The 20,193-nt window shown below is 55.5% G+C and carries 21 protein-coding genes and 1 riboswitch; of the genes, 8 read left to right on the plus strand and 13 right to left on the minus strand.

Annotated elements, in window-relative coordinates; translation table 11 throughout:
* Positions 1-110 precede the first annotated feature (110 nt).
* From ACTVJH_RS11160 to ACTVJH_RS11180, 5 genes are all read right to left on the minus strand, one after another.
* Positions 111-1,202, minus strand: a complete 1,092-nt coding sequence (locus ACTVJH_RS11160) for an FmdE family protein (protein ID WP_455990520.1) — start codon at positions 1,200-1,202, stop codon at positions 111-113.
* Between the two features lie 168 nt (positions 1,203-1,370).
* On the minus strand, positions 1,371-2,039 hold the full coding sequence (locus ACTVJH_RS11165; RefSeq protein WP_455990523.1) for an energy transducer TonB: 669 nt from the start codon (positions 2,037-2,039) through the stop codon (positions 1,371-1,373).
* 3 nt (positions 2,040-2,042) lie between these two features.
* The gene (locus ACTVJH_RS11170; RefSeq protein ID WP_455990526.1) at positions 2,043-2,453 is read right to left on the minus strand and encodes an ExbD/TolR family protein; all 411 of its coding nucleotides are present in this window, start codon (positions 2,451-2,453) and stop codon (positions 2,043-2,045) included.
* A gap of 6 nt (positions 2,454-2,459) precedes the next feature.
* On the minus strand, positions 2,460-3,065 hold the full coding sequence (locus tag ACTVJH_RS11175) for a MotA/TolQ/ExbB proton channel family protein (RefSeq protein ID WP_455990529.1): 606 nt from the start codon (positions 3,063-3,065) through the stop codon (positions 2,460-2,462).
* A gap of 23 nt (positions 3,066-3,088) precedes the next feature.
* Positions 3,089-4,864, minus strand: coding sequence for a hypothetical protein (locus ACTVJH_RS11180; RefSeq protein ID WP_455990532.1), 1,776 nt, complete (start codon positions 4,862-4,864; stop codon positions 3,089-3,091).
* Positions 4,865-5,171: 307 nt separating this feature from the next.
* Between ACTVJH_RS11180 and corA the strand changes: the two genes are divergently transcribed.
* On the plus strand, positions 5,172-6,236 hold the full coding sequence (gene corA, locus ACTVJH_RS11185; protein ID WP_455990535.1) for a magnesium/cobalt transporter CorA: 1,065 nt from the start codon (positions 5,172-5,174) through the stop codon (positions 6,234-6,236).
* 171 nt (positions 6,237-6,407) lie between these two features.
* Here corA and ACTVJH_RS11190 read toward each other — a convergent pair whose 3' ends face one another.
* On the minus strand, positions 6,408-7,778 hold the full coding sequence (locus ACTVJH_RS11190) for an alanine/glycine:cation symporter family protein (protein WP_455990538.1): 1,371 nt from the start codon (positions 7,776-7,778) through the stop codon (positions 6,408-6,410).
* Between the two features lie 96 nt (positions 7,779-7,874).
* Positions 7,875-7,972, minus strand: a riboswitch (glycine riboswitch).
* Between the two features lie 486 nt (positions 7,973-8,458).
* Between ACTVJH_RS11190 and ACTVJH_RS11195 the strand changes: the two genes are divergently transcribed.
* Together ACTVJH_RS11195 and zupT are read left to right on the plus strand one after the other, a co-directional pair.
* Positions 8,459-10,183 (plus strand): 30S ribosomal protein S1, encoded by a 1,725-nt coding sequence (locus ACTVJH_RS11195; RefSeq protein ID WP_455990541.1) that lies wholly within the window; start codon positions 8,459-8,461, stop codon positions 10,181-10,183.
* A 210-nt stretch (positions 10,184-10,393) separates the two neighbouring features.
* Positions 10,394-11,284 (plus strand): zinc transporter ZupT, encoded by an 891-nt coding sequence (zupT, locus tag ACTVJH_RS11200; RefSeq protein ID WP_455990544.1) that lies wholly within the window; start codon positions 10,394-10,396, stop codon positions 11,282-11,284.
* A 36-nt stretch (positions 11,285-11,320) separates the two neighbouring features.
* Here the strand turns inward: zupT and ACTVJH_RS11205 are convergent, their stop codons facing one another.
* From ACTVJH_RS11205 to ACTVJH_RS11235, 7 genes are all read right to left on the minus strand, one after another.
* Entirely contained in the window at positions 11,321-12,496 is a 1,176-nt protein-coding gene (locus ACTVJH_RS11205; RefSeq protein WP_455990547.1) for an MFS transporter, read from the minus strand.
* Between the two features lie 394 nt (positions 12,497-12,890).
* Complete coding sequence (locus tag ACTVJH_RS11210; protein WP_455990550.1) at positions 12,891-14,258, minus strand: L-serine ammonia-lyase; 1,368 nt, start codon at positions 14,256-14,258, stop codon at positions 12,891-12,893.
* A 42-nt stretch (positions 14,259-14,300) separates the two neighbouring features.
* On the minus strand, positions 14,301-14,501 hold the full coding sequence (locus ACTVJH_RS11215) for a SlyX family protein (protein ID WP_455990553.1): 201 nt from the start codon (positions 14,499-14,501) through the stop codon (positions 14,301-14,303).
* A gap of 174 nt (positions 14,502-14,675) precedes the next feature.
* Positions 14,676-14,783 carry a dual CXXC motif small (seleno)protein gene (locus tag ACTVJH_RS11220; RefSeq protein WP_455990556.1) on the minus strand — a complete coding sequence of 36 codons (108 nt, stop codon included), beginning with the start codon at positions 14,781-14,783 and terminating at the stop codon, positions 14,676-14,678.
* A gap of 12 nt (positions 14,784-14,795) precedes the next feature.
* Positions 14,796-14,930: a hypothetical protein gene (locus tag ACTVJH_RS11225; RefSeq protein WP_455990559.1), complete on the minus strand. Its 135-nt coding sequence runs from the start codon at positions 14,928-14,930 to the stop codon at positions 14,796-14,798.
* An 11-nt stretch (positions 14,931-14,941) separates the two neighbouring features.
* A complete protein-coding gene (gene purT, locus ACTVJH_RS11230; RefSeq protein WP_455990562.1) occupies positions 14,942-16,123 on the minus strand; it encodes a formate-dependent phosphoribosylglycinamide formyltransferase in 1,182 nt (393 codons plus the stop codon).
* Complete coding sequence (locus ACTVJH_RS11235) at positions 16,120-16,494, minus strand: DUF190 domain-containing protein (protein ID WP_455990565.1); 375 nt, start codon at positions 16,492-16,494, stop codon at positions 16,120-16,122. The genes purT and ACTVJH_RS11235 overlap by 4 nt, the downstream gene beginning before the upstream one ends.
* Before the next feature lie 311 nt (positions 16,495-16,805).
* On the opposite strand from ACTVJH_RS11235, the gene ACTVJH_RS11240 reads away from it, so the two are divergent.
* From ACTVJH_RS11240 to ACTVJH_RS11260, 5 genes are all read left to right on the plus strand, one after another.
* Positions 16,806-17,240, plus strand: a complete 435-nt coding sequence (locus ACTVJH_RS11240; protein WP_455990568.1) for a NifB/NifX family molybdenum-iron cluster-binding protein — start codon at positions 16,806-16,808, stop codon at positions 17,238-17,240.
* A 9-nt stretch (positions 17,241-17,249) separates the two neighbouring features.
* Positions 17,250-17,609 (plus strand): NifB/NifX family molybdenum-iron cluster-binding protein, encoded by a 360-nt coding sequence (locus ACTVJH_RS11245; protein WP_455990571.1) that lies wholly within the window; start codon positions 17,250-17,252, stop codon positions 17,607-17,609.
* A 165-nt stretch (positions 17,610-17,774) separates the two neighbouring features.
* A complete protein-coding gene (locus tag ACTVJH_RS11250) occupies positions 17,775-18,065 on the plus strand; it encodes a DUF5320 domain-containing protein (RefSeq protein WP_455990574.1) in 291 nt (96 codons plus the stop codon).
* Positions 18,066-18,399: 334 nt separating this feature from the next.
* Positions 18,400-19,266, plus strand: a complete 867-nt coding sequence (locus ACTVJH_RS11255; protein ID WP_455990577.1) for a nucleotide-binding protein — start codon at positions 18,400-18,402, stop codon at positions 19,264-19,266.
* A complete protein-coding gene (locus ACTVJH_RS11260; protein WP_455990580.1) occupies positions 19,263-20,135 on the plus strand; it encodes an ATP-binding protein in 873 nt (290 codons plus the stop codon). Before ACTVJH_RS11255 ends, ACTVJH_RS11260 begins: the two co-directional genes overlap by 4 nt.
* Positions 20,136-20,193: the final 58 nt, after the last annotated feature.

Here is a 20,193-nt window from a genome sequence, read left to right on the forward strand (position 1 = left end):
GGGGCATTGACCATGTATCGTCACGTCATTAGTACATGGACAAGCCTCCCGTATCGGGGGCTGACCGGTGGGATCGAAAGTTTGCAGACCGTCATCCCACCGGTCTTTTTTTATTTTTCCGCAGGAACGAGCCGTTTGAGCAATGCGGCGTCCGGACGCACGAGATCCTGGGGCGAGGTCCCCTTGGGCAGCGCCACCTGTCCCAGTTCCTCCACAAAGGATTCGGGTTCGTCCAGATGGTCCAGAAACCAGAGATCCGCATAGAGTTTGTCCAGAACAGGGTATCCGAACACCCGGTCCTCATACCGCTTTCTGGCCGCGTCAAAATCGAATCCCAGCAACCGTCCCGTCCAGATCCCCTCACCGTCCAGGGTAAAGGCCACGGTACAGGTTCTGTTCAGGGGCGCGGGCCAGGTCGCGGCCTCCTTTCTGTCCCCGTAGACAACGGCATAGGCGTGTTTTCCCGGCGTGGCGTTGAGCAGGGTCGTCAGCCCGTCCTCCTTGCACCAGGGAACCAGTGAGAGGATGAACAGTTTTTGCTCGTCCCCCGTGAGCACCCGGGTGGCGATATACTCCGCCAGCAGGACCCCCGAAGTGATGCCCGGGCAAAAATGGTCGTGTACGCGCATGGCCTGCAGGGCATGATCCGGGCAGTTTCGGGCGGCCGCGTTGGCAACCGTGACGATGCGGAAGAGGTTCGTGCCGAAAAGGCCCTTTTTGGCCCTGGCAATGAATTCCTCGGAATGTCCGAAGATATGGGCGGCATCGATGCGGGCCTTCTGACGAACGGACCATTCGGGAGTTTGGTCCGCGTCCGCAAGCGTCCGCGCATCCTTTTCTGACTGCAGATAGACGCACTCTCCGGTCTGCGGAGAGAAAAACGCGAACCAGAGGGAGCTGTCCCCTCGCGCCTGGAGCGCGATCAGGGTCGAACCGCCCACGCTGGCACTGGTGGACGAGGAAAGACCATCCAGGCATCCCAGGGTGGATCGTCCGGACGGCCGCGCATAGCCCGCATTGGTCAGGACAAGTACCCGGCTGTTTTGCAGATCCTGACCGAGCATCCCGGCCGCCTCCGAAGCGGCACGTTCTCCCAGGAGAACCGCTGTCGCATACTCCGGAGCCGTTGCCGAGGCGGGAGCGACCATCAGGGAAAAAAACACGCAACACATGGAAAAAAGGCCACACAACGTTCTCACCATTCCATCTCCTTGATTGAGGTTGAAACGGACCAGGTTGGCGATCCGTACATTTCAGTGCAGCAACAAACCTTCCGGCATCGAGCTGGTCAGGCATGATCCGACAGACTCGTCAGCAGGCAATGCCGTTCCTATCCGTTCCCACGACCCGACGTTTCCTCCGGCAGGGGATCAGGTGAGCTCAAAACAGATTTCTATCTGCAGGGTCAGGGGATAGACAAAGAGGTCTGCCGGAGCCATGGGAAAGGGAGCCGCCCGGCTTACGGCACGCAGAGCAGCCTGATCCAGGGAGGCGGTGCCGCTCCCCCTGACCAGACTCTTTTCCCGGATGGATCCGTCCCCTTCGAGGGTGAAGCGCACCACCACGCGCCCCTGCCTGCCCCGGGAGCGGGCCGTGTCCGGATAGATCTTCAGGGAATCGACCCGCATCCGAAGCAATTCCAGATAGTCGCTTTTGGTCATGAAGCCGGCTGCGGCTGCCGATGCGCTCACCGCCAGGTCGCCCGCGGATTCCAGAGGGGCGACATCCCCCATCCTCCCCAGGTTGTCCAAGCGGGGAACCGAAAGATCGACCTGCTCGACAGGGGCGCATGAGGCGATCTGACGCGGACAGGGAGCCGGCACCATGGCCTGCACGCTGGCAGGCCTGATCCTTTCTGGTCGCGGTCGGGGACGGGGGATGTTTCGCGTGTTCCGCAGGGGAGCGGATTCCATGTCCAGTTCGATGGCCTCGATGTTCCCAGGGCCCGGATCAGGCGCGAGCATGACCGTCAGGGCGAGAACCCCGGAAAAGACCAGCAAAAGAACACCCAGCAGTACATTGCCTTGATCGGATCTCACAACTCATTCCCCGCTCTTTTCCGTGGCCAGACAGAGGGACTCGGCCCCGGCCGCCTTGAGCACGTCCATGACATGCACGGCCCGGTTCAAAACGAGATTCCGGTCGGCACGCACAATGACCCGCTTGTCCCTTTGATTTTCCAGGCGATCCCGGACGGACCTGAACAGATCGGCCTCGGGAACCTCCTGATCGCCTATCCAGACCCGGGCATCCCGGTCGATGAAGACCACAAGATCTCTGTGCACCTGGGGTGCCGAGGCGCTCGCCTGGGGCAGCCGGACCTTGATCCCCTCGTCGACCATGAAATTGGTGGTAAGCATGAAATAGATGAGCAGCATGAACACGATGTCGATGAGCGAGGTCAACGGGGGCTGCATCCGATAGGGTTCTTTCTTGTGAAAATGAACGATCATGGGATCTTACCTCGAACTCAGGGATTGCAGAAAGGTGATCGCCCCTCGTTGCAGCCGGGCCTCGTAGCGGTCGATGCGCGCCAGGAGATAGCTGTGGGCCAGCATGGTCGGCAGGGCCACGCCGAGTCCCAGGGCCGTGGTCAGCATGGCCTCCCATATTCCCCCGGCCAGGACCGAGGCGTTGACCTTGCCCCCCATCTCCTGGATGACCATGAAGGCCTTGATCAGCCCGATGACCGTGCCCAGCAGCCCGAGCAAGGGGGCGATATTGCCGATGGTCGCCATGAGCTGACTGTACGCGGAGAGTTTACGCACCTCCTCATCGGTGGCGCTGACAAGAACCGATTCCAGCATCTCCCGGTCCAGATTCCTGGCATCGATGGCCCTGGAGAGCACCGCGCCCATGGGCGAGCGGCTTTCATGCGCCAAGGCCCGTGCCTTGTCCGTCTCTTCCCGCTTGAGAAGTCCGGCCACCGTATCCGCCAACCCGCCGCCCCGACTGCGCAACAGGGCGAATCGGATCATACGTTCCGTAAAAATGGCGGCCACAACGACCAGACACCCCAGAATCGGATACACCAGCACACCGCCCCTGCTCAAAAACTCGAACATCCCGTTCCTCCCGTTGTGTATGATTATTCTTGCGTGACATCCCGAACCGATGCGGTCTGATTACTCGTTTCCCTGACCAGATCAGGCGTTCCGTCATGATCCAGATCCTCTTTTCTGCACACCAGGGCCTCGGAACCGTCGAAATATTCCCAGATATCGATCTGTCCGTCCCCGTTACTGTCTTCTTCGACCCGTGCGAGCATCCCGTTTTCGTACACGAAAACCTCTTCGGCCCTCCCGTCTGCGTCCTGGTCGCGTTCAGCCCGCAGCGGCTCGCCCCCCTTCCCGTACACCCAGGTCAGATGGCCGCCGCCCGGTTCCTGTTCACGGCTCCTGGTCAACATGCCGTCAGGACCGAACCATTCCACGTACTGCGCTTCACCCCGGGCTGAAAGGTGCTCCTTTTTCCGCAGTCCCCCGGTTTTGTAGTACAATCGGGCCACCAGCGAGGTCCCTTTGCCCGCATCGCGCTCCAGAACCATGTCCCAGCCGTCGCGGTCATAATACTGGACGGTTTCGAAATATCCGTCCCCGTCCGCATCGTGACGCAGCCGACTTTTGGTCCCGCCGACAAACCATGCCTCGGTATCGATGCGACCGTTTCCCGTCGTGTCCCGGCGGATGCGCTGCAGAACATCGTCCTGGTAATCCTGCCAGGTGTCCATGCGACCGTTCCCGCTCTGATCCATGGTCAGGGATACCTTGCGCCCCTGATCGTCGTAACGGATCACCACATCCGGTTTTCCGTTCTTGTCCCTGTCGCGTTCCATGCACACCGGCTGTTCCTTCTCGAATCGGGTGGTTGTCTCGAAAAACCCATCATGATCCTGATCCACCCGCTGGCTGGACAGGTGCCCCCTGGTGAAGAGCGAAATCCTGTCCGCATGGCCGTTGTCGTTTGTATCCTGCGTTATCCGCCTGGGCCGCCCCGTGTCGTCCAGTTCGGCATGCTCGTCCATGAGACCGTTCTCGTTCGTATCCCGCTTGCGGATGACCGGATGCCCGTTCGTGAATTCCAGGATCTCGAAGGGCAGGGTGGCATTCCCGGCAAACCGTTCCATCCTCTCGGGTTGCCCCTTTGAAAAAACGAGTCGTTCAAAGACCGCTCCACCGGAAGCGGTGATTTTTTCCTGCTTCACGACCTCCCCGCCGGCATAGGTTCTGACGGTCTCCCGGAAGCGGTCTTTATCCAGATCATGCTCACTTCGCACGGGCATGGACGACGCATCAAAGGTGATCACCGTCTCGGCGAATCCGTCCTGATCCGTGTCCTGCAAGCGCCTTGCAAGGCTGCCGCTCACGAATTCCTGACGCACCTCCCAGCGGCCGTTATCGTCTGCGTCTTTTTCACACACCTCGAGCTTTCCGCGGACATAGTTGCACACGGTGTCCATCTGACCGTTTTCGTCCGTATCTCGAAGGGTTTTTGTCACGCTCCCCTGGACGGTGAACAGGACGATGCGAAGAAGATTCCCGCCGGGCGCAAAGACCTCCTGCCTCCGGCGCGTACCATTGGCATAATAATCCCTGTGTTCCCAGAATCCGTCCCCATCCAGATCCTGTTCCACCCTTTCCAGGGTCCGGTCCGCATACCATTGACGCCGCTCCATCCGTCCGTCCCCGTCACCATCCACCGTCAGGGATACAAGCGCACCGTGATCGTCAAAGCGGGCCACCCGGTCCACCCGGCCGTCATTGTCCGTGTCCCTTGCGATGTCTTTGCCCAGGGCCGGACCTGCCGACACCGCGATCAGGATAAAAAAAAGGACATGCGACACAAAACGAGAAAGAGTATTCATCTAATCACCTTTTTTCACAAAATTGCTGCGTTTGGTATTACTTTTATTTTTTTGAGTCAATAAAATAATACGTTTTCTTATTTCGTATTCATTCACAATCCAGCCTTCAAACGATGCGCATGACGCCTTCTCGGGTCACTTTTGCCTTCCGGACAAAAAAAAATCCGCATTCGAGGAATGCGGAACAGGGGGAAATCACAACGACCGGCTTTTCTTTGTACAAAATTCACGGTATCCACAAAAAGGATCTTCAGTCCATCATCCGTGCGGGGACAATCCCGCACCCTGCTTCCTTCGGAGGTGATACGTGGCCAGATTTCTCAAAAAAAGAGACCAGCAGGTGGGGCGTTCTCCCGGAGCCCCGGTCTTCATCGGGGCCCAAAAAATCGAAAAACCCCGTCTGCGGAAAATCGAGTATTCGGCAACCTCCTTGGATGACGTTTCTATCCGGGACGTGGAGGGCCTCGCCCCCCCGGCTCCTGGAGCGCCCTGCTGCTGGTTGAATATCGATGGACTCCATGACCCGGAACTCATAGCCTCCATCGGGTCCTCGTTTCATCTGCCCGGTCTGGTTCTCGAAGACGTGACCAACACCGGGCAGCGACCGAAATTCGAGGAATTTTCCGATGCCGTCTTTGTCACCCTGAAGATGCTCTCTCTTAATCAGGACCACACCACGATCCAGGCGGAACAATTCAGTGCGGTCCTCAAGGAGAATTGTCTGCTCACCTTTCAGGAAAAACCCGGGGATCTCTTTGACCCGGTTCGGACCCGACTTCAGAAACCAGGTGGAAGATTGCGGAACAGGGGGCCTGACTATCTGCTCTATGCGCTTCTCGACTGCATTTTCGAAAACTACCTGAAGACGATGGAAGTACTGGGCGAACAGATCGAAGGGATTGACCAGGAGGTCCTTGGCGATCCCACCCCCGCATTGCTGGAGGAGATCATGTTCTTTCGCAGGGAGGTGGCCTATATCAGCAAGGCCGTGCGTCCGGCCCGGGAAATCGTTTTCAGGATGGTCCGAACCGAAAACGAGCTCGTCTCAACACCCCTTGATCCCTTTTTGATGGATCTCGTGGACATGGCCGAGCAGACCGTGGATGCGGTGGATATCTATCGGGAGATGCTCAACGATCACCTGAACTATTACAACATGGTCATGAACAACCGGCTCGCCGAGACCATGAAATTTTTGACCATGTTCGCGACCATTTTCATCCCCCTCTCCTTTCTTGCGGGGGTGTACGGGATGAATTTCGAGATCATGCCGGAACTGCACTTCAAATACGGCTATTATGTCATTCTGGGAATCATGGCCTGCGTGGCGATATCCCTGCTTGCCTATTTCAAGAAAAAAAACTGGCTGTAGGCTCACGCGTTTTCGGGTTCAGGAGGCGTGATCACCCCGGTGCGTTTTCCGGGCAATGTACCGCATGAAGGTACGGACAGGGGGGGTCCGGAACGGCCCATCCGAACCTCCAAACAAAAAACCGCCGGCACGGGTTTCCCGTACCGGCGGTTTTTTGTTTGGAGCCTGACCCTACGTGTTCACGCAAACAGGGGAACATGGACACTTGGATGCAAAATACGCCCTGGTCTCGGCAATGACCACGCCCGAAAGACCGAGCAGCCCGATCAGATTGGGGATGGCCATGAGTCCGTTGACGATGTCGGCCAGAACCCAGATCATTTCCAGTTTGAGAAAGGCTCCCGAAGCGACCAGCACGATGTAGACCATTTTATAGGGACGTATTCCCCGGACACCGAAGAGGTATTCCGTACACCGCTCGCCATAGTAGTTCCACCCGAGGATGGTGGTAAAGGCGAAGAAGATCAGGCCGATGGTGACGATATAGTTGCCAATGCTGCCGGCCAGACCATGGGCAAAGGCCGTGGTGGTCATGGCGGCCCCGGCCAGATCCGGTGCATTCCATACTCCGGTCATCACCAGAACGATCCCGGTCATGGTACAGATGATGATGGTGTCGAAAAACGTCCCGGTCATGGCGATGAGCCCCTGACGGACGCAGGAGTCGGTCCGTGCCGCTGCCGCTGCAATGGGTGCGCTTCCCAGCCCGGATTCATTGGAAAAGACCCCCCTGGCCACTCCGCTACGCATCACCATCATCACGGTCACCCCGGCCGCACCGCCAAAGGCCGCCTGGGGATTGATGGCCGATTCAATGATCAATCCTATGGTCGCAGGTATCTGACCGGCACCCTTCATCAGGATGACCAGGCAGGCCAGAACATACGCCACGGCCATGAAGGGAACAATCTTCTTGGCCACACTCGAGATGGAGCGTATCCCGCCCAGAGTGACCAGAGTCACGAGCACGGTCAGTACCACCGCCACAACCCATGCGGGAAGGCCAAAGGTCATGAACGTAGCGTCCTTGATGGCATTGACCTGGGCAAAGGTTCCAATGCCGAAGAAGGCCACCCCGATCCCGAAAAAAGCGAACATCCTGGCCAGCAGCCTGCTTCCAAGTCCCCGCTCCAGATAATACATGGGTCCGCCCGACATCTGACCGTTCGCGTCCACGACCCGGTACTTTACGGCCAAAAGGGCCTCGGCATACTTGGTGGCCATACCGAAAAAAGCGGCCATCCACATCCAGAACAGGGCGCCGGGCCCACCGGCCTTGATGGCCGTGGCCACACCAACGATGTTTCCGGTACCAATGGTCGCGGACAAGGCCGTGCACAGGGAGGCAAAGGGGGAAACATCGCCCTGAACGTCTTTGCCCTCATTGCCGGAAAAAACATATTTGAGTGCCAGTGGAAGACGCACAATCTGCAGAAATCCGAGACGCAAAGAAAGATAGATTCCGGTTCCAACGAGAAGGCCGAGAAGGGGGGCACCCCAGACAAAGGAATCAATGGTGCCCAACAAGGCAAGAACATCCATTTCTTTCAAATCCTTACAATTGGAGGTGAGCAGAAACGGATGACACACAGGGAGGATATGGCAAGACAAACGCGAAAGGTTGACCAGCAACCCGGCCGCACACACTCTGTCCTTGGTACCTGAGAGTTTCACCGGCCACGGGCCGATTTGCTCCTTCGGTGCTCCCGCGTGGGAGTCTCTCCAGAGGCTCGTCAGACAGCTGTTCTTGGACCTGAAAGATTCACTTCTTCGGTGGTTCCCCGATAAAAAAGAGAGAGGGAACGCTCTCCAGCTGCCGTCATCCGATTTCCATAAAAACGCAGGAGCTTTTATATACGGGTTCCAGGAGATGCAAGCACTATTTTACAGGCAGCGCTATCTGCGACGATCGAAAAATGGATTCCACCGATTTACGGAATGGGGTTCCGGGCTCGATGATATCATGGCCGGAACTCAACAAAAGTTCGAAACAATAAAAACATGCTCTTAACCGATAAAAAAACATAACTGGATTCTGTATTCATTACACTTATTGCTGAATGAAGGCGATAGAATTCTCCAACATTCGATTCGTGGTTCAGATTCGATTGAACGATACAAACGGCTTCATATTTTTCCAGCGAACGAATTTATCATTGTCAAGCCAAAAACATTCTGCTAGAGAGCCGAAAATTTATCTGTTTAGGGGGTATGTATCTAACATGGAAAACCTTGCAACACCAACCAACTCAAACGCCGACGTAGACATTGACAATGAAATGGACATGGAGATGGATTTCGAGACCGCTCTCGAAGATTATCTCGATTCCGATTTCGGCAATGTACAGGTCGGGAACATCGTCACAGGCGAGGTCGTCAAGGTCGACGACAACTACGTTCTGGTCGATGTCAATTTCAAATCCGAAGGCCAGCTGCCTGTTTCCGAATTCAAGGACAGCGAAGGAAATGTGAATGTCAATATCGGCGACACCGTCGATGTGTTCGTGGTTTCCAAGAAGGACTCCACCGGAACGATCATCCTTTCCCACCAGAAGGCCAAAAGGATGCAGTTTCTCAACGAACTCGAAGACATTCTTGAAAACAAGAAGACCATCACCGGTCGGATCGTTCGGCGGATCAAAGGCGGCTATATCGTCGACATCAATGATATGGAAGCCTTCCTGCCCGGATCGCATGTCGATCTGCGGCCGGTTCCTGATATGGACGCATTGGTTGATCAGAACTTCGAATTCAGGGTTCTGAAAATCAATCGCCAGCGTAGCAACATCATCGTTTCCCGCCGCGTCCTCCTCGAAGAGGCCAGGGAGAAGAAACGAACTGCCCTGCTGAGCGTTCTCGAAGAAGACCAGATCGTCAAAGGTGTGGTCAAGAACATCACCGATTACGGTGCGTTCATTGATTTGGGCGGGCTCGACGGGCTGCTGCACATCACGGACATGTCCTGGAAGCGCATCAAGCATCCCAAGGAACTTGTCCAGCTCGGCGATGAGCTCGAACTCAAGGTTCTCAAGTTCGATCGTGAAAAACAGAAGGTCTCCCTGGGCCTGAAGCAGCTTGTTCCGGACCCCTGGGAGAACATCTCTGAAAAATATCCTGCAGAAACCAAGTGTACCGGCAAGGTCACCAATCTGGTCGACTACGGTGCCTTTGTGGAGCTCGAACCCGGCGTTGAAGGTTTGGTGCATATCTCTGAGATGTCCTGGACCCGCAAACTCAGGCATCCTTCTCAGATGGTCAATCTCGGTGACGAAGTCGAGGTGGTCATCCTTGGTGTCGAACCTGACAAAAAGCGGATTTCCCTCGGCATGAAGCAGGTCAGCCCCAATCCCTGGGACCTGGTCGCTGAAAAATATCCTTCCGGAACGATCATCGAGGCCCCGATCAAGAGCATCACTGATTTTGGTCTGTTCATCGGCATCGAGGAAGGTATCGACGGTCTCATTCATGTCTCCGACCTGTCCTGGACCAAAAAGATCCACCATCCCAACGAAATCTACAAGGTCGACGATGTGGTTCAGGCCAAGGTTCTCCTGGTGGACAAGGAGAACGAAAAGTTCACCCTGGGTATCAAACAGCTCTCCGAAGACCCCTGGCTGGACGTTCCCAACCGGTATCCCGTGGGCAGCAATGTCAACGGCGTGATCACCAACATCACTGATTTCGGTCTCTTTGTCGAAGTCGAAGAGGGTATCGAAGGACTCGTGCACATCTCCGAGATGGGCAAGAAAATCAAAGAGCCCAAGGAAGCCTTCAATGAAGGTGATACCATTGAGGCCCAGGTCATCCACGTCAGCTCCGAAGACCACAAACTCGGACTGTCCATCAAGCAGCAGCAGAAGGAAGTGGCCAAGAAGCAGGCCGCTGCAGCCGGAGGAAGCAACCTCGGTGACCTGATCAAACAGAAGATGGAAGAAGAAGGCATCTAATTCCTTCGTTGACTATCTCAGCAGTTCAATTAAAAGACCGCATCTTCCAGGATGCGGTCTTTTTTGCTATCTGCTCGTCTCCAGTCGATTCGGGAAAAAAATTGTCGCTTTTTTGGTTTTTTTCCTGCGCACTGCGCCCTGCGTACTGCATACTGTATGCACTGCGCACTTCGTTCTCAGCCCCCCTGTCCTCTCAAGGAGACGTTCGTTATGACAGCCGTATGGACAGCGTTCGGACTCACCCTTTTCGCCGGACTTGCCACCGGCATCGGCAGCATCATCGCCTTCACGGCCAAGCGGACCAACTATCGTTTCCTTTCTGTGGCCACGGGATTTTCTGCGGGGGTGATGCTCTACGTCTCATTTGTGGAAATTCTCCCCAAGGGTCTTGACGCTCTGATCATCACCTACGGGGATCCTCGAGGACATTGGATCAGTGTCGCTTCTTTCTTTGCCGGGATACTTCTCATCGGCCTGATCGACGCCCTGGTTCCCGAGGAAGAGAACCCCCATGTGGTTCACAGCGAATTTGAAACCGCCCCGCTTCATGATCCGAGGGCGCCCCTGCCGAACATCATCACTGCGGATCATACCGCGTCCCCACATGGTGCAAAGCCGCTGCCCGCAAACGACACCAAGCTCCTGCGCATGGGGTTGTTCACGGCCCTGGCCATCGGCATCCACAATTTTCCCGAAGGGTTGGCCACCTTCCTGGCAGCCCTGCAGGACCCGACTCTGGGGGTAGCCATTGCAATCGCCATTGCCCTGCATAACATCCCGGAAGGAATCAGTGTTTCCGTACCCATCTTCTATGCAACCGGGGACAGGAAAAAGGCCTTTGTCTATTCCCTGCTCAGTGGCCTGGCAGAACCCGTGGGCGCCGGAATCGCCTATATCGGTCTGCGCCTTTTCCTTGGGGGAGATATACTCCCCCCCCAGATCCTGGGCTGTCTCTTCGGGGGCGTGGCCGGGATCATGGTCTACATAAGCCTGGATGAACTCTTACCCACCAGCAGGGCCTACGGAAAAGGCCACGACAGCCTGCTCGGCCTGCTTGCCGGCATGGCGGTCATGGCCCTGAGCCTCCTTCTCCTGAGATAGAGAGATTTTTCCTGAAAAATGGAACAGTTCTAAGATTCAGGGCGTGTTCACCCGAAGTCGGAAGAAAAAGGGAAGAAAAAGAATCATGATTCCTCCCAGCAGGGTGAATGCATAGGCGAATCCGAGATGATCGGCCACAGTTGCCATGCATAACGGTATAATGCCGCTGCCTGCGATCCCGCCGATGGTCACGCACAGGGCCACGGCCAGATCGTTCATCTTGGGGGGCGCTATAGTCGAAAGGGCCGCAAATCCGGCCGGGAAGAAACAGACCACAAAAACCGGCTGAATAAAAAGCATGAAAATAATCCAGGAAAGCGATCCCCAACCAAGGGCGATGGTTGAAGCGCCTGCACAGCCGACAAAGATGATCAGGGCGGTACGCACACCCAACCGGTCCGTAAGCCATCCGGCGCCCACAAGGGTGACCAGTCCAAGAATCCGGCTGACAGACAAAAGGAAATTGGCATCCTCCCGAACAAACGAAAAATCATGAACCAGATACAGGGGGAGCAGATTGTATACCCCGATCTCCATGGCGATGGACAATCCGAATCCAACGGTCAGGATCCAGAAGGCAGGATTTGTGACAATGATCCTGATATTACCAAGGCTCGGGGGTTGTCCCGCAAACCTGCCGGCACGGCCAAAGCTCAAATACAAGACCCCCACGCAAAAACATGCCCCGGCGAGAAGGAACAGGACCGTTCTCCAGGTCCCAAAGAGAAACACCGCCTCCACCACCAGGGGGGCGGCCAAGAAGGCCACGCTTGGAGCGGTTTCGTGCAGGGCAAAGGCCTTGCCCCAATGGGCGATCGGTACCACCTCGGTGATACTCGCCGCCCCTGATCCCAGATAAAGTCCCCCACCGATCCCGACCAGAAAGAGCCCGGCCAGCATCCAGGCAAAACAGGAAGCCATACCGGTCATCCCAAGGGCCATGCCCAGGGTAAGCAGCGAAAGGACAATGGTTTTATGATGCGTCAACCGGGATGACACGAATCCAGAACAGAAAAGGGCCACACTGTATCCGGCCGAGGTGGCGAGAAACAGCCAGCCCGTCTGGGAAATAGACAACGCAAAGGTCTGCTGAACCGGAACGATGAGCGGACTCAGAATGATCCTGGAAAAGAAATTGATCCAGAAAATACCGGTCAACGCGAACAGGGGAAAGAGGATACGCCCCTTTCCCCTGGAATATGATGCTTCCAAAATAGTATCCATTGTTGTGAGTTGATAATTACCTGCCGAATTCCATCAAAAAATTGTCATTGTTGGGTGTAAACCATTCGTCGCGCAGGCTTCAGGCCGCAAACTTTTCCCCCGGATTTCTGTGGAATCCTGAAAACCTGCCACTCTTCGAACTGAAATTTCCCTGTTACCGACGTCTCCGGAGGCACGGCATGTTTGTTTTGCCATTTCTCGTCTCCCTTCTTTTCCTTTTGCTCGTTCCGGGTTCGGGCGTCGGGCGAACACAAGGTTCGGGCGTCGGGCGAACACAAGGTTCGCCCCTACATACATTCACCTTCCATTCGCCATTCCCGTCTCCGGTCTCCTTTTCTCCCGTCTCCCTTCTTTTCCTGCGCACTCCCCCTGCACACTCCCATCAACACTGCACCACACTCAGGGCCAAGCCGCCCAGAGAGGTTTCCTTGTATTTCTTGCACATGTCTCGTCCTGTTTCGGCCATGGCCCGGATGACCTGATCGAGATCGACCTTGTGATTACCCGGGATCTCGGCCGAGGCAATCAAAAAGGCGGTATAGGCCTTGAGGGCACCCATGGCATTCCGTTCGATACAGGGAATCTGCACATACCCCAGCACCGGATCACAGGTCAGACCGAGATGATGTTCCAAGGCGATTTCAGCTGCGTTTTCCGCCACCTGAAAACGGTATCCCTTGGCATAGGCCAGAAGCGAGGCGGCCATGGCCGAGGCCACGCCGATCTCTCCCTGACAGCCGACATCGGCCCCGGCAATGGAGGCGTTATGCTTGGCCAGAAAACCCACGGATGCCGCGGCCATCAACCCTTCATACAGTGCATGTAAAGCGATGTTCCTGTAATTTTTAAGGATATAGACGGCCGCAGGTACCACCCCGCTGGCACCTGCGGTGGGCGCGGTAACGATCCTGTGTCCGGCCGCGTTCTCTTCGGAGGCCCCAAAGGCGTAAGCCGTCAAAGCGACCATGAGATAATCCACTGAATGGGACATCCTGCAGGCCCGCCTGTATAAAACCGGAGCCTTGCGATGCAGTCCAATGGGTCCGGGCAGAATGCCCTCGGTATGGATGCCCGTATCCACGGCCTCTTCCATGGTCGTGATGATATGATCGAGCCCAGCGGTGATCTCTTCTTCTGAAGCGCCGGTAATGGCCTTTTCATTGGCCAGAATGACCTCATGAAGACGAAGATTTTCGGAACGGAGGATTTTCTTGAGATCACCCATGGTCGAATAGGGATATACAGGGCTACCCCGATCTTCCTCGACCTGCCCCTCCCACTGGATAAATCCGCCACCAACGGAATAGTATTCCCGCTCGAAAAGCGATGCCCCACCATGATCGAGCAGACGAATAACCAGGGTGTTGCTGAACAACGAATCCCTGTCAAAATCATCGAACACGATGTCTGTCCAGGTGATGGTGAGCTCTTGTGATCCCAGGGCAACCCGGTATCCTGCAGTATCCTTCCTGTTCAGGCCATCCATGAATTCAGAAGAACAGATTTTGGGATCTTCTCCCAAAAGACCTGCCAAAACCGCTCGATCCGTGCCGTGGCCCAATCCCGTTGCACTCAGGCTCCCATACAGATGCACCTTGATGGAGGCTGCCCTGGAAAGCAACTCTTCGGGAAGTTGACGGATAGTAGTGATGAAATCAAATCCAGCCTTCATGGGCCCGATTGTATGCGAACTCGAAGGGCCAGGACCAATCTTGAAGAGCTCGAAAATGGATGTGGTGATAGGTTGCACGCGTACACCTCTACCTTGAGATTGTGAAGTGGGTGACCCAGATCAGTAGTGCGGCGGCGGGGGGTCAGGTTCGTTGGTATGTTCCACAAGGCGCTCCTCACGTAACTTCTCGGCCAGGAAGCGTATCTGCCGTCCCATTTCGTCAATCTGACATTGCTGGGAAATGAGGGCCTGATTGAGTTTTTCAATGGTCCTTTCCTGAAAGGCCATCTCTGCCTGAAGTTTTTCAAGCTGTTCGTCCACGCATTCTCCTTGATTGGTGGTTTTTAGGTTCCTTGAACCGATGATTCGGGTGTATCAACATCATTACGGTCCCAGGCAACAAAAAACAATGGGCAAAAAGGGGGTTCCCTTTTTGCCCAGGTCATATTGATCCGGTATTCAGCTAAAGGAGTTCGAAAACCATATCGGTACCGGCTACAATCTGTCACACGGAATATCGCCAAGACAATCTTCCATGTCATCCTCGATCATCCGACCGTATTGATTCAGCTGATATTGCGCACCGCACGCCGTGCAATGCAAAAGAACGTTGCGTCAGGTCCTGACGGTTTCCAGCGGGCTGTAGCAGCGCAGACAAAAAAATCGAGCGTGGGCACGGCTATGAGATCCCTTGTGCAGGTTGGGACCCAGGATATGATTGACACGCGTGGTCGGTTGTTTGGTACTCATTTTCTCTCATCCTACAAGGTAATAGTTACAGCGGCAGAGCCCCGATGGGCCTTGTCCCTGGCGGTTTCCACAGAGGTATCCCGGGCAAGAGCCACTCCCATGCGTCGGTGGCCTTTGACCTCTGGTTTGCCGAAAAGACGAATCTGGGTATCGGGTTCCTTCAGGGCGGTATCCAGGTTGCCATAGACAGTGGAGATCGAGGTCCCATGGGCCAGTATCACACTCGATGCCGACGGACCGTGAAAGGCGATGGAAGGAATGGGCAGTCCCAGAATGGCCCGGGCATGGAGGGCGAATTCAGAAAGATCCTGAGAGATCATCGTGACCATACCTGTATCGTGAGGACGCGGGGATACCTCACTAAAAAGAACCTCATCCCCCCTGATGAATAGTTCCACACCGAAAATACCGTATCCGCCCAGGGCGGAGGTCACGGCCTCGGCCACCTGCTGGGCTTTTTCGAGAGCCGCTTCCGACATGGGCTGAGGCTGCCAGGATTCCTGATAATCCCCGTTTTCCTGTCGATGGCCGATGGGCAGACAAAAAGAGGTTCCTCCCGCATGCCGAACCGTGAGCAAAGTGATCTCGTAGTCGAAATCAACAAATCCTTCGACAATGACCTTTCCGGCGCCGGTCCTGCCCTCGCTCTGGGACAATTCCCAGGCAGGCATGATCTGGTCCTTGCTCCTGACAGCTGATTGACCATGCCCGGAAGAACTCATGATCGGCTTGACCACGCAGGGTATGCCCACGGCTTCAACCGCCTCGAGAAATTCTTTCCTTGTGGCCGCGAAACGGTACGGGGAGGTCATGATGCCAAGCTCCTCGGCAGCAAGTCGCCTGATTCCCTCCCGGTTCATGGTCAGCCGTGCAGCCCGGGCCGTTGGGATGACCGTGAACCCTTCCTCCTCGAGTTCCACCAGGGTATCCGTGGCAATGGCCTCGATTTCAGGGACGATATAGTCCGGCTTTTCCTGTTCCACGATCTCCCGGAGCCGTTTTCCATCCAGCATGGACAGGGTGTAGGAACGATGGGCCACCTGCATGGCCGGGCCGTTTTCATAGCGGTCCACGGCAATGACCTCCACGCCGAGTCGCTGCAGTTCGATGACGACTTCCTTGCCCAATTCTCCCGAGCCGAGCAGAAGAACCTTGGTGGCCGTAGGTGACAAAGGGGTTCCAATGGTAGTCATGATGTGCTCGTTGTGCTTGTGGTTGCAGTTTGGTCTTTCAGGGACTCGTGATGGTAGAAAACGACCTCCACGGGTTCACGGGTTACCAGGCCTTCGGCGATCATGGGTTTGATGGCCTCCAGAAAAGGACCGATAGGCTCACTGTTGGCGACCATCTCCACGACCAGGGGCATGTTCTCGGAGATCCGGAGAATCTTGTTCGTCCTGACACCGCGGACGCCGAATCCGGCGATACCCCTGGTCACTGTTCCACCGGGAATTCCCATGGCTTGCGCGGTTCTTAAAAGCCGCTCATAAACCGGCACGCCCTCGTAGATGTCGTTTTCGCCGACATAGATTCTGATTCTTTCGGCATGATGTCGCAAAGGCATGAGCCTTCCTCCTCGACCAGGATGGTCGCTATGATCTCATGGACGATATGTCGCATCACGGACAGGTGAACGATGGGCTCTTTATCTCATTTCCCCGGGGTTATCCACCCCGTTTGTGTCTTGCAAAATGGGCTCAAAAAACGCCCTCTTCACAACAAATTAGGCTCATTTTTCTTCCTTATCATTTACTCAAAACTATAACATACTGAAATAAAAACAACTAAAAACATGGCATCTTTCATGCTTTATCGAATCACATTGTGGCATATTGTAGCAACACATCTCTTCAACCATCGAATCCGGAATCTGGTATGCGTCTGTGTCTCGCTTGTTATGGAACCCGTTTGGCAGTGCTTTTCGACAATGCCTCAGAATTCCGTATCTACGATGTTGAAGATGAACATATTTGCCCCGCAGGACACATTTCCCTCCCGTTCGGCGACCTCCCTTCCAAGGTCTCTTCCATTGTGTCCTGCGGGGTGAACACCCTCGTTTGCGGAGGTATCTCCGGATGCACCCTTCGCCTGATCAGCAGCAGTGATATCGATGTCATCCCCTGGATTTGCGGAGAAATCGATGCGGTGCTCACAGCCTGGCAGAACAATACCCTTGAAGATCTGGCCATGCCGGGATGCAAGGGACAATGTCGCGGCGGTGGACGGGGGCAGGGTCGAGGCCGCAGATTCGGTCACGCACGGCAGCACAATGTGCCCCATTTGAACAGCAACCCCAACAACCTCAAATAAGGATACCGCATGAAAATCGCTATCAGTTCACAGGGTGATACCCTGGAGAGCATGGTTGACCCGAGATTCGGTCGCGCCAAAGGTTTCTTGGTTTATGATCTGGAAACCGAAACCATAGAGTTCGCATCCAATGACCAGAACCTGAACATTCCCCAGGGCGCCGGCATCCAGACGGCCCAAAATGTGGCCAAAACCGGGGCCCAGGCGGTCATTAGCGGCAATATCGGACCCAAAGCCTTTGCCGCTCTCAATCAGGGTAATATCGCCATGTACCTGTTTTCCAACGGCACGGTCGGCGAGGCTGTCGAGGCGTACAAAAAAGGCGAGCTCACCCCTACGGCCGATGCTAACAAGCCCGGGCACTGGTAAGCAAAAATATTTTTTACCCCGGTATGAAATGCAATGTTCATTCATACGGGCAACCATTTTTTGGCAACGATCTTTTTCCTGGCCCCTTACGGTGTCATCGCGCCCGATGCTCCACTTGTGAGGCCACCAGGGGAACAATCACAACGCAACAAGGAGGAATGGATCATGCCAGGATTCGACGGAACAGGACCCAGAGGACAAGGCCCCATGACGGGCGGTGGCTTTGGCCGATGTTCAGGAACCGGATACGGAATGCGACCCCGTTTCGGCCGAGGCGGCGGATGGGGCCGAGGTTGGGGCACGGGACAGGGACGATTCGCCTGGGGGGGCTATACCCCCAATGCGCCGATGCAGCCCATGGATGAAACGAGTGACAAGGCCCTGCTCGATGACCGCATCACGGCCCTCAGCCAGGAACTCGAACAACTCAGGAAACAACGCGAAACCCTTGACTGATTCTTTTTTTGCCTTACTTGAAACAGACTCAGGGATACAATGCATCACAAATCATGCAACAGGCCGTGTGCAGGCCGCACGGCCTGTTTTGTTTTGTGATCCGTTGTTAAGGAATGATTGTCATGGATCAATGTACCAATTCTTGCCTTTCCACATTGAACTCAAGAGTCTCGAAACGACCTCCTGAACACAACCCCGAGACGTACGTGCCCGGTTCCCTGTGTTTCTGCAGACAATGCGGAACATCCTCTCCCCATCGCAAGGGAAAGCCGTGCGAATCTATCACCTGCCCCCGCTGCGGGGCCCCCATGACCCGAAAATTTTAGGAGCCAGCATGAAAATCGCCATTGCCAGCGGCAAGGGCGGAACAGGTAAAACAACCATTTCCGTCAATCTTGCCGCCTTGTTAAAAGACATGGGTCGTCAGGTGACTCTGGTCGATTGCGACGTCGAGGAGCCCAATTCCCATTTTTTCCTGTCCACCACATGGCAGGACGAAAAAACCGAATACGTTCCCGTTCCCAAAATCGACGATGCAAAGTGTCTCGGAGAATCCTGCCAGAAATGTTCACAGGCCTGTAAGTTCAAGGCCATGATCTGGATGGTCAATTCCATCATGGTCTTCCCGGAGCTCTGCCACAGCTGCGGGCTGTGCAATCTGGTCTGTCCGGCCGACGCCATCTCCGACACGGTCCGCGAGGTGGGCACCCTGCGGCACGGGCAGGGACGCGGGGTCGACTTTTACGGCGGACTGCTCCGAATCGGCGAGGCCATGGCCCCGCCTCTTATCAGCAGGGTCAAGGAAGACGCCTCGTACAACGATATCCAGCTTCTCGACTGCCCTCCCGGCACCTCCTGCCCGGTCATCGAATCGCTGCAGGGTGCGGATTTCGTCATTCTGGTCACGGAACCCACGCCCTTCGGGCTCAATGATCTCCGCCTCGCCGTGGGACTGATGCGCAAACTCGGTTATCCTTTTGGCGTAGTCGTCAACCGTGCCGGTATGGGCGATGATTGTGTGGAAAAATATCTCGAAAAAGAATCCATCCCGCTTATCGCCTCCATTCCCCATACCCAGGAAGCCGCAACCGCCTACTCCAAAGGTGAACTGCTCATCGATGCCTTCCCGAGCTTTAAGAAAAGTTATCAGGCCTTGTGGGATCGGGTGACAAGCCTCATGAACAAGGGGGAACAATCATGAAAGAGATCGTCGTCATAAGCGGCAAGGGAGGAACGGGTAAAACCAGCGCGGTTGCAGCCCTTGCCGGAAGCGGACCGAAAAAAGTACTCGCCGATTGCGATGTAGACGCAGCCGACCTCCATCTCATTCTGGATCCCGAAATCGAGGAGACCCACGAGTTCTGGAGCGGCGAGCTGGCTCAAATAGATCCGGATACATGCATCGGCTGCGGCATCTGTCAGGAGCATTGCCGATTTCACGCTATTTCAGATGATTTTACAGTCATCCAGGAGCATTGTGAGGGATGCGGGGTCTGCGAATATGTCTGCCCTGAAGGCGCAGCCCGCATGTATCCCCGGCTGTGCGGCGAATGGTATAAATCCGTAACCCGGCATGGAAGTATGATCCATGCCGAACTCGGCATCGGGGAGGAAAATTCAGGCAAGCTCGTCTCTCTGGTCCGGACCGAGGCCCATGACAAGGCGGTCTCTCTTGACATCGATACGGTGCTCGTGGATGGGTCACCAGGCATCGGCTGTCCGGTGATCGCCTCGTTGAGCAACGCCGGGCTGGCGATCATTGTCGCCGAACCCACGGTCTCTGCCGTCCATGACATGGAACGGGTTCACGCGTTGACCACCCATTTCAAGATTCCGACCATGGTCCTGATCAACAAGGCGGACATCAATCCCGAGCTCGTGGACAAAATGAAAGTGTATTGCCAGACTCAAAAGATTCCACTACTAGGCACGTTGCCTTATGATCCCAAGTTCACCGAGGCCCAGGTCAGGCGGCTGAGTATCGTGGAATATGATCCCGACGGGATCGGCAAACTCTTTCCCCCCATGTGGGAAACCATTCTCAAACACACCAAACCAACCAGTAATTAAGGTATCCGGCCGTGCCGGAAGAAACGGCCCTGTACACTATGTTGCAATCAACCCTAGT

Source organism: Desulfoplanes sp. PS50, assembly GCF_053851535.1.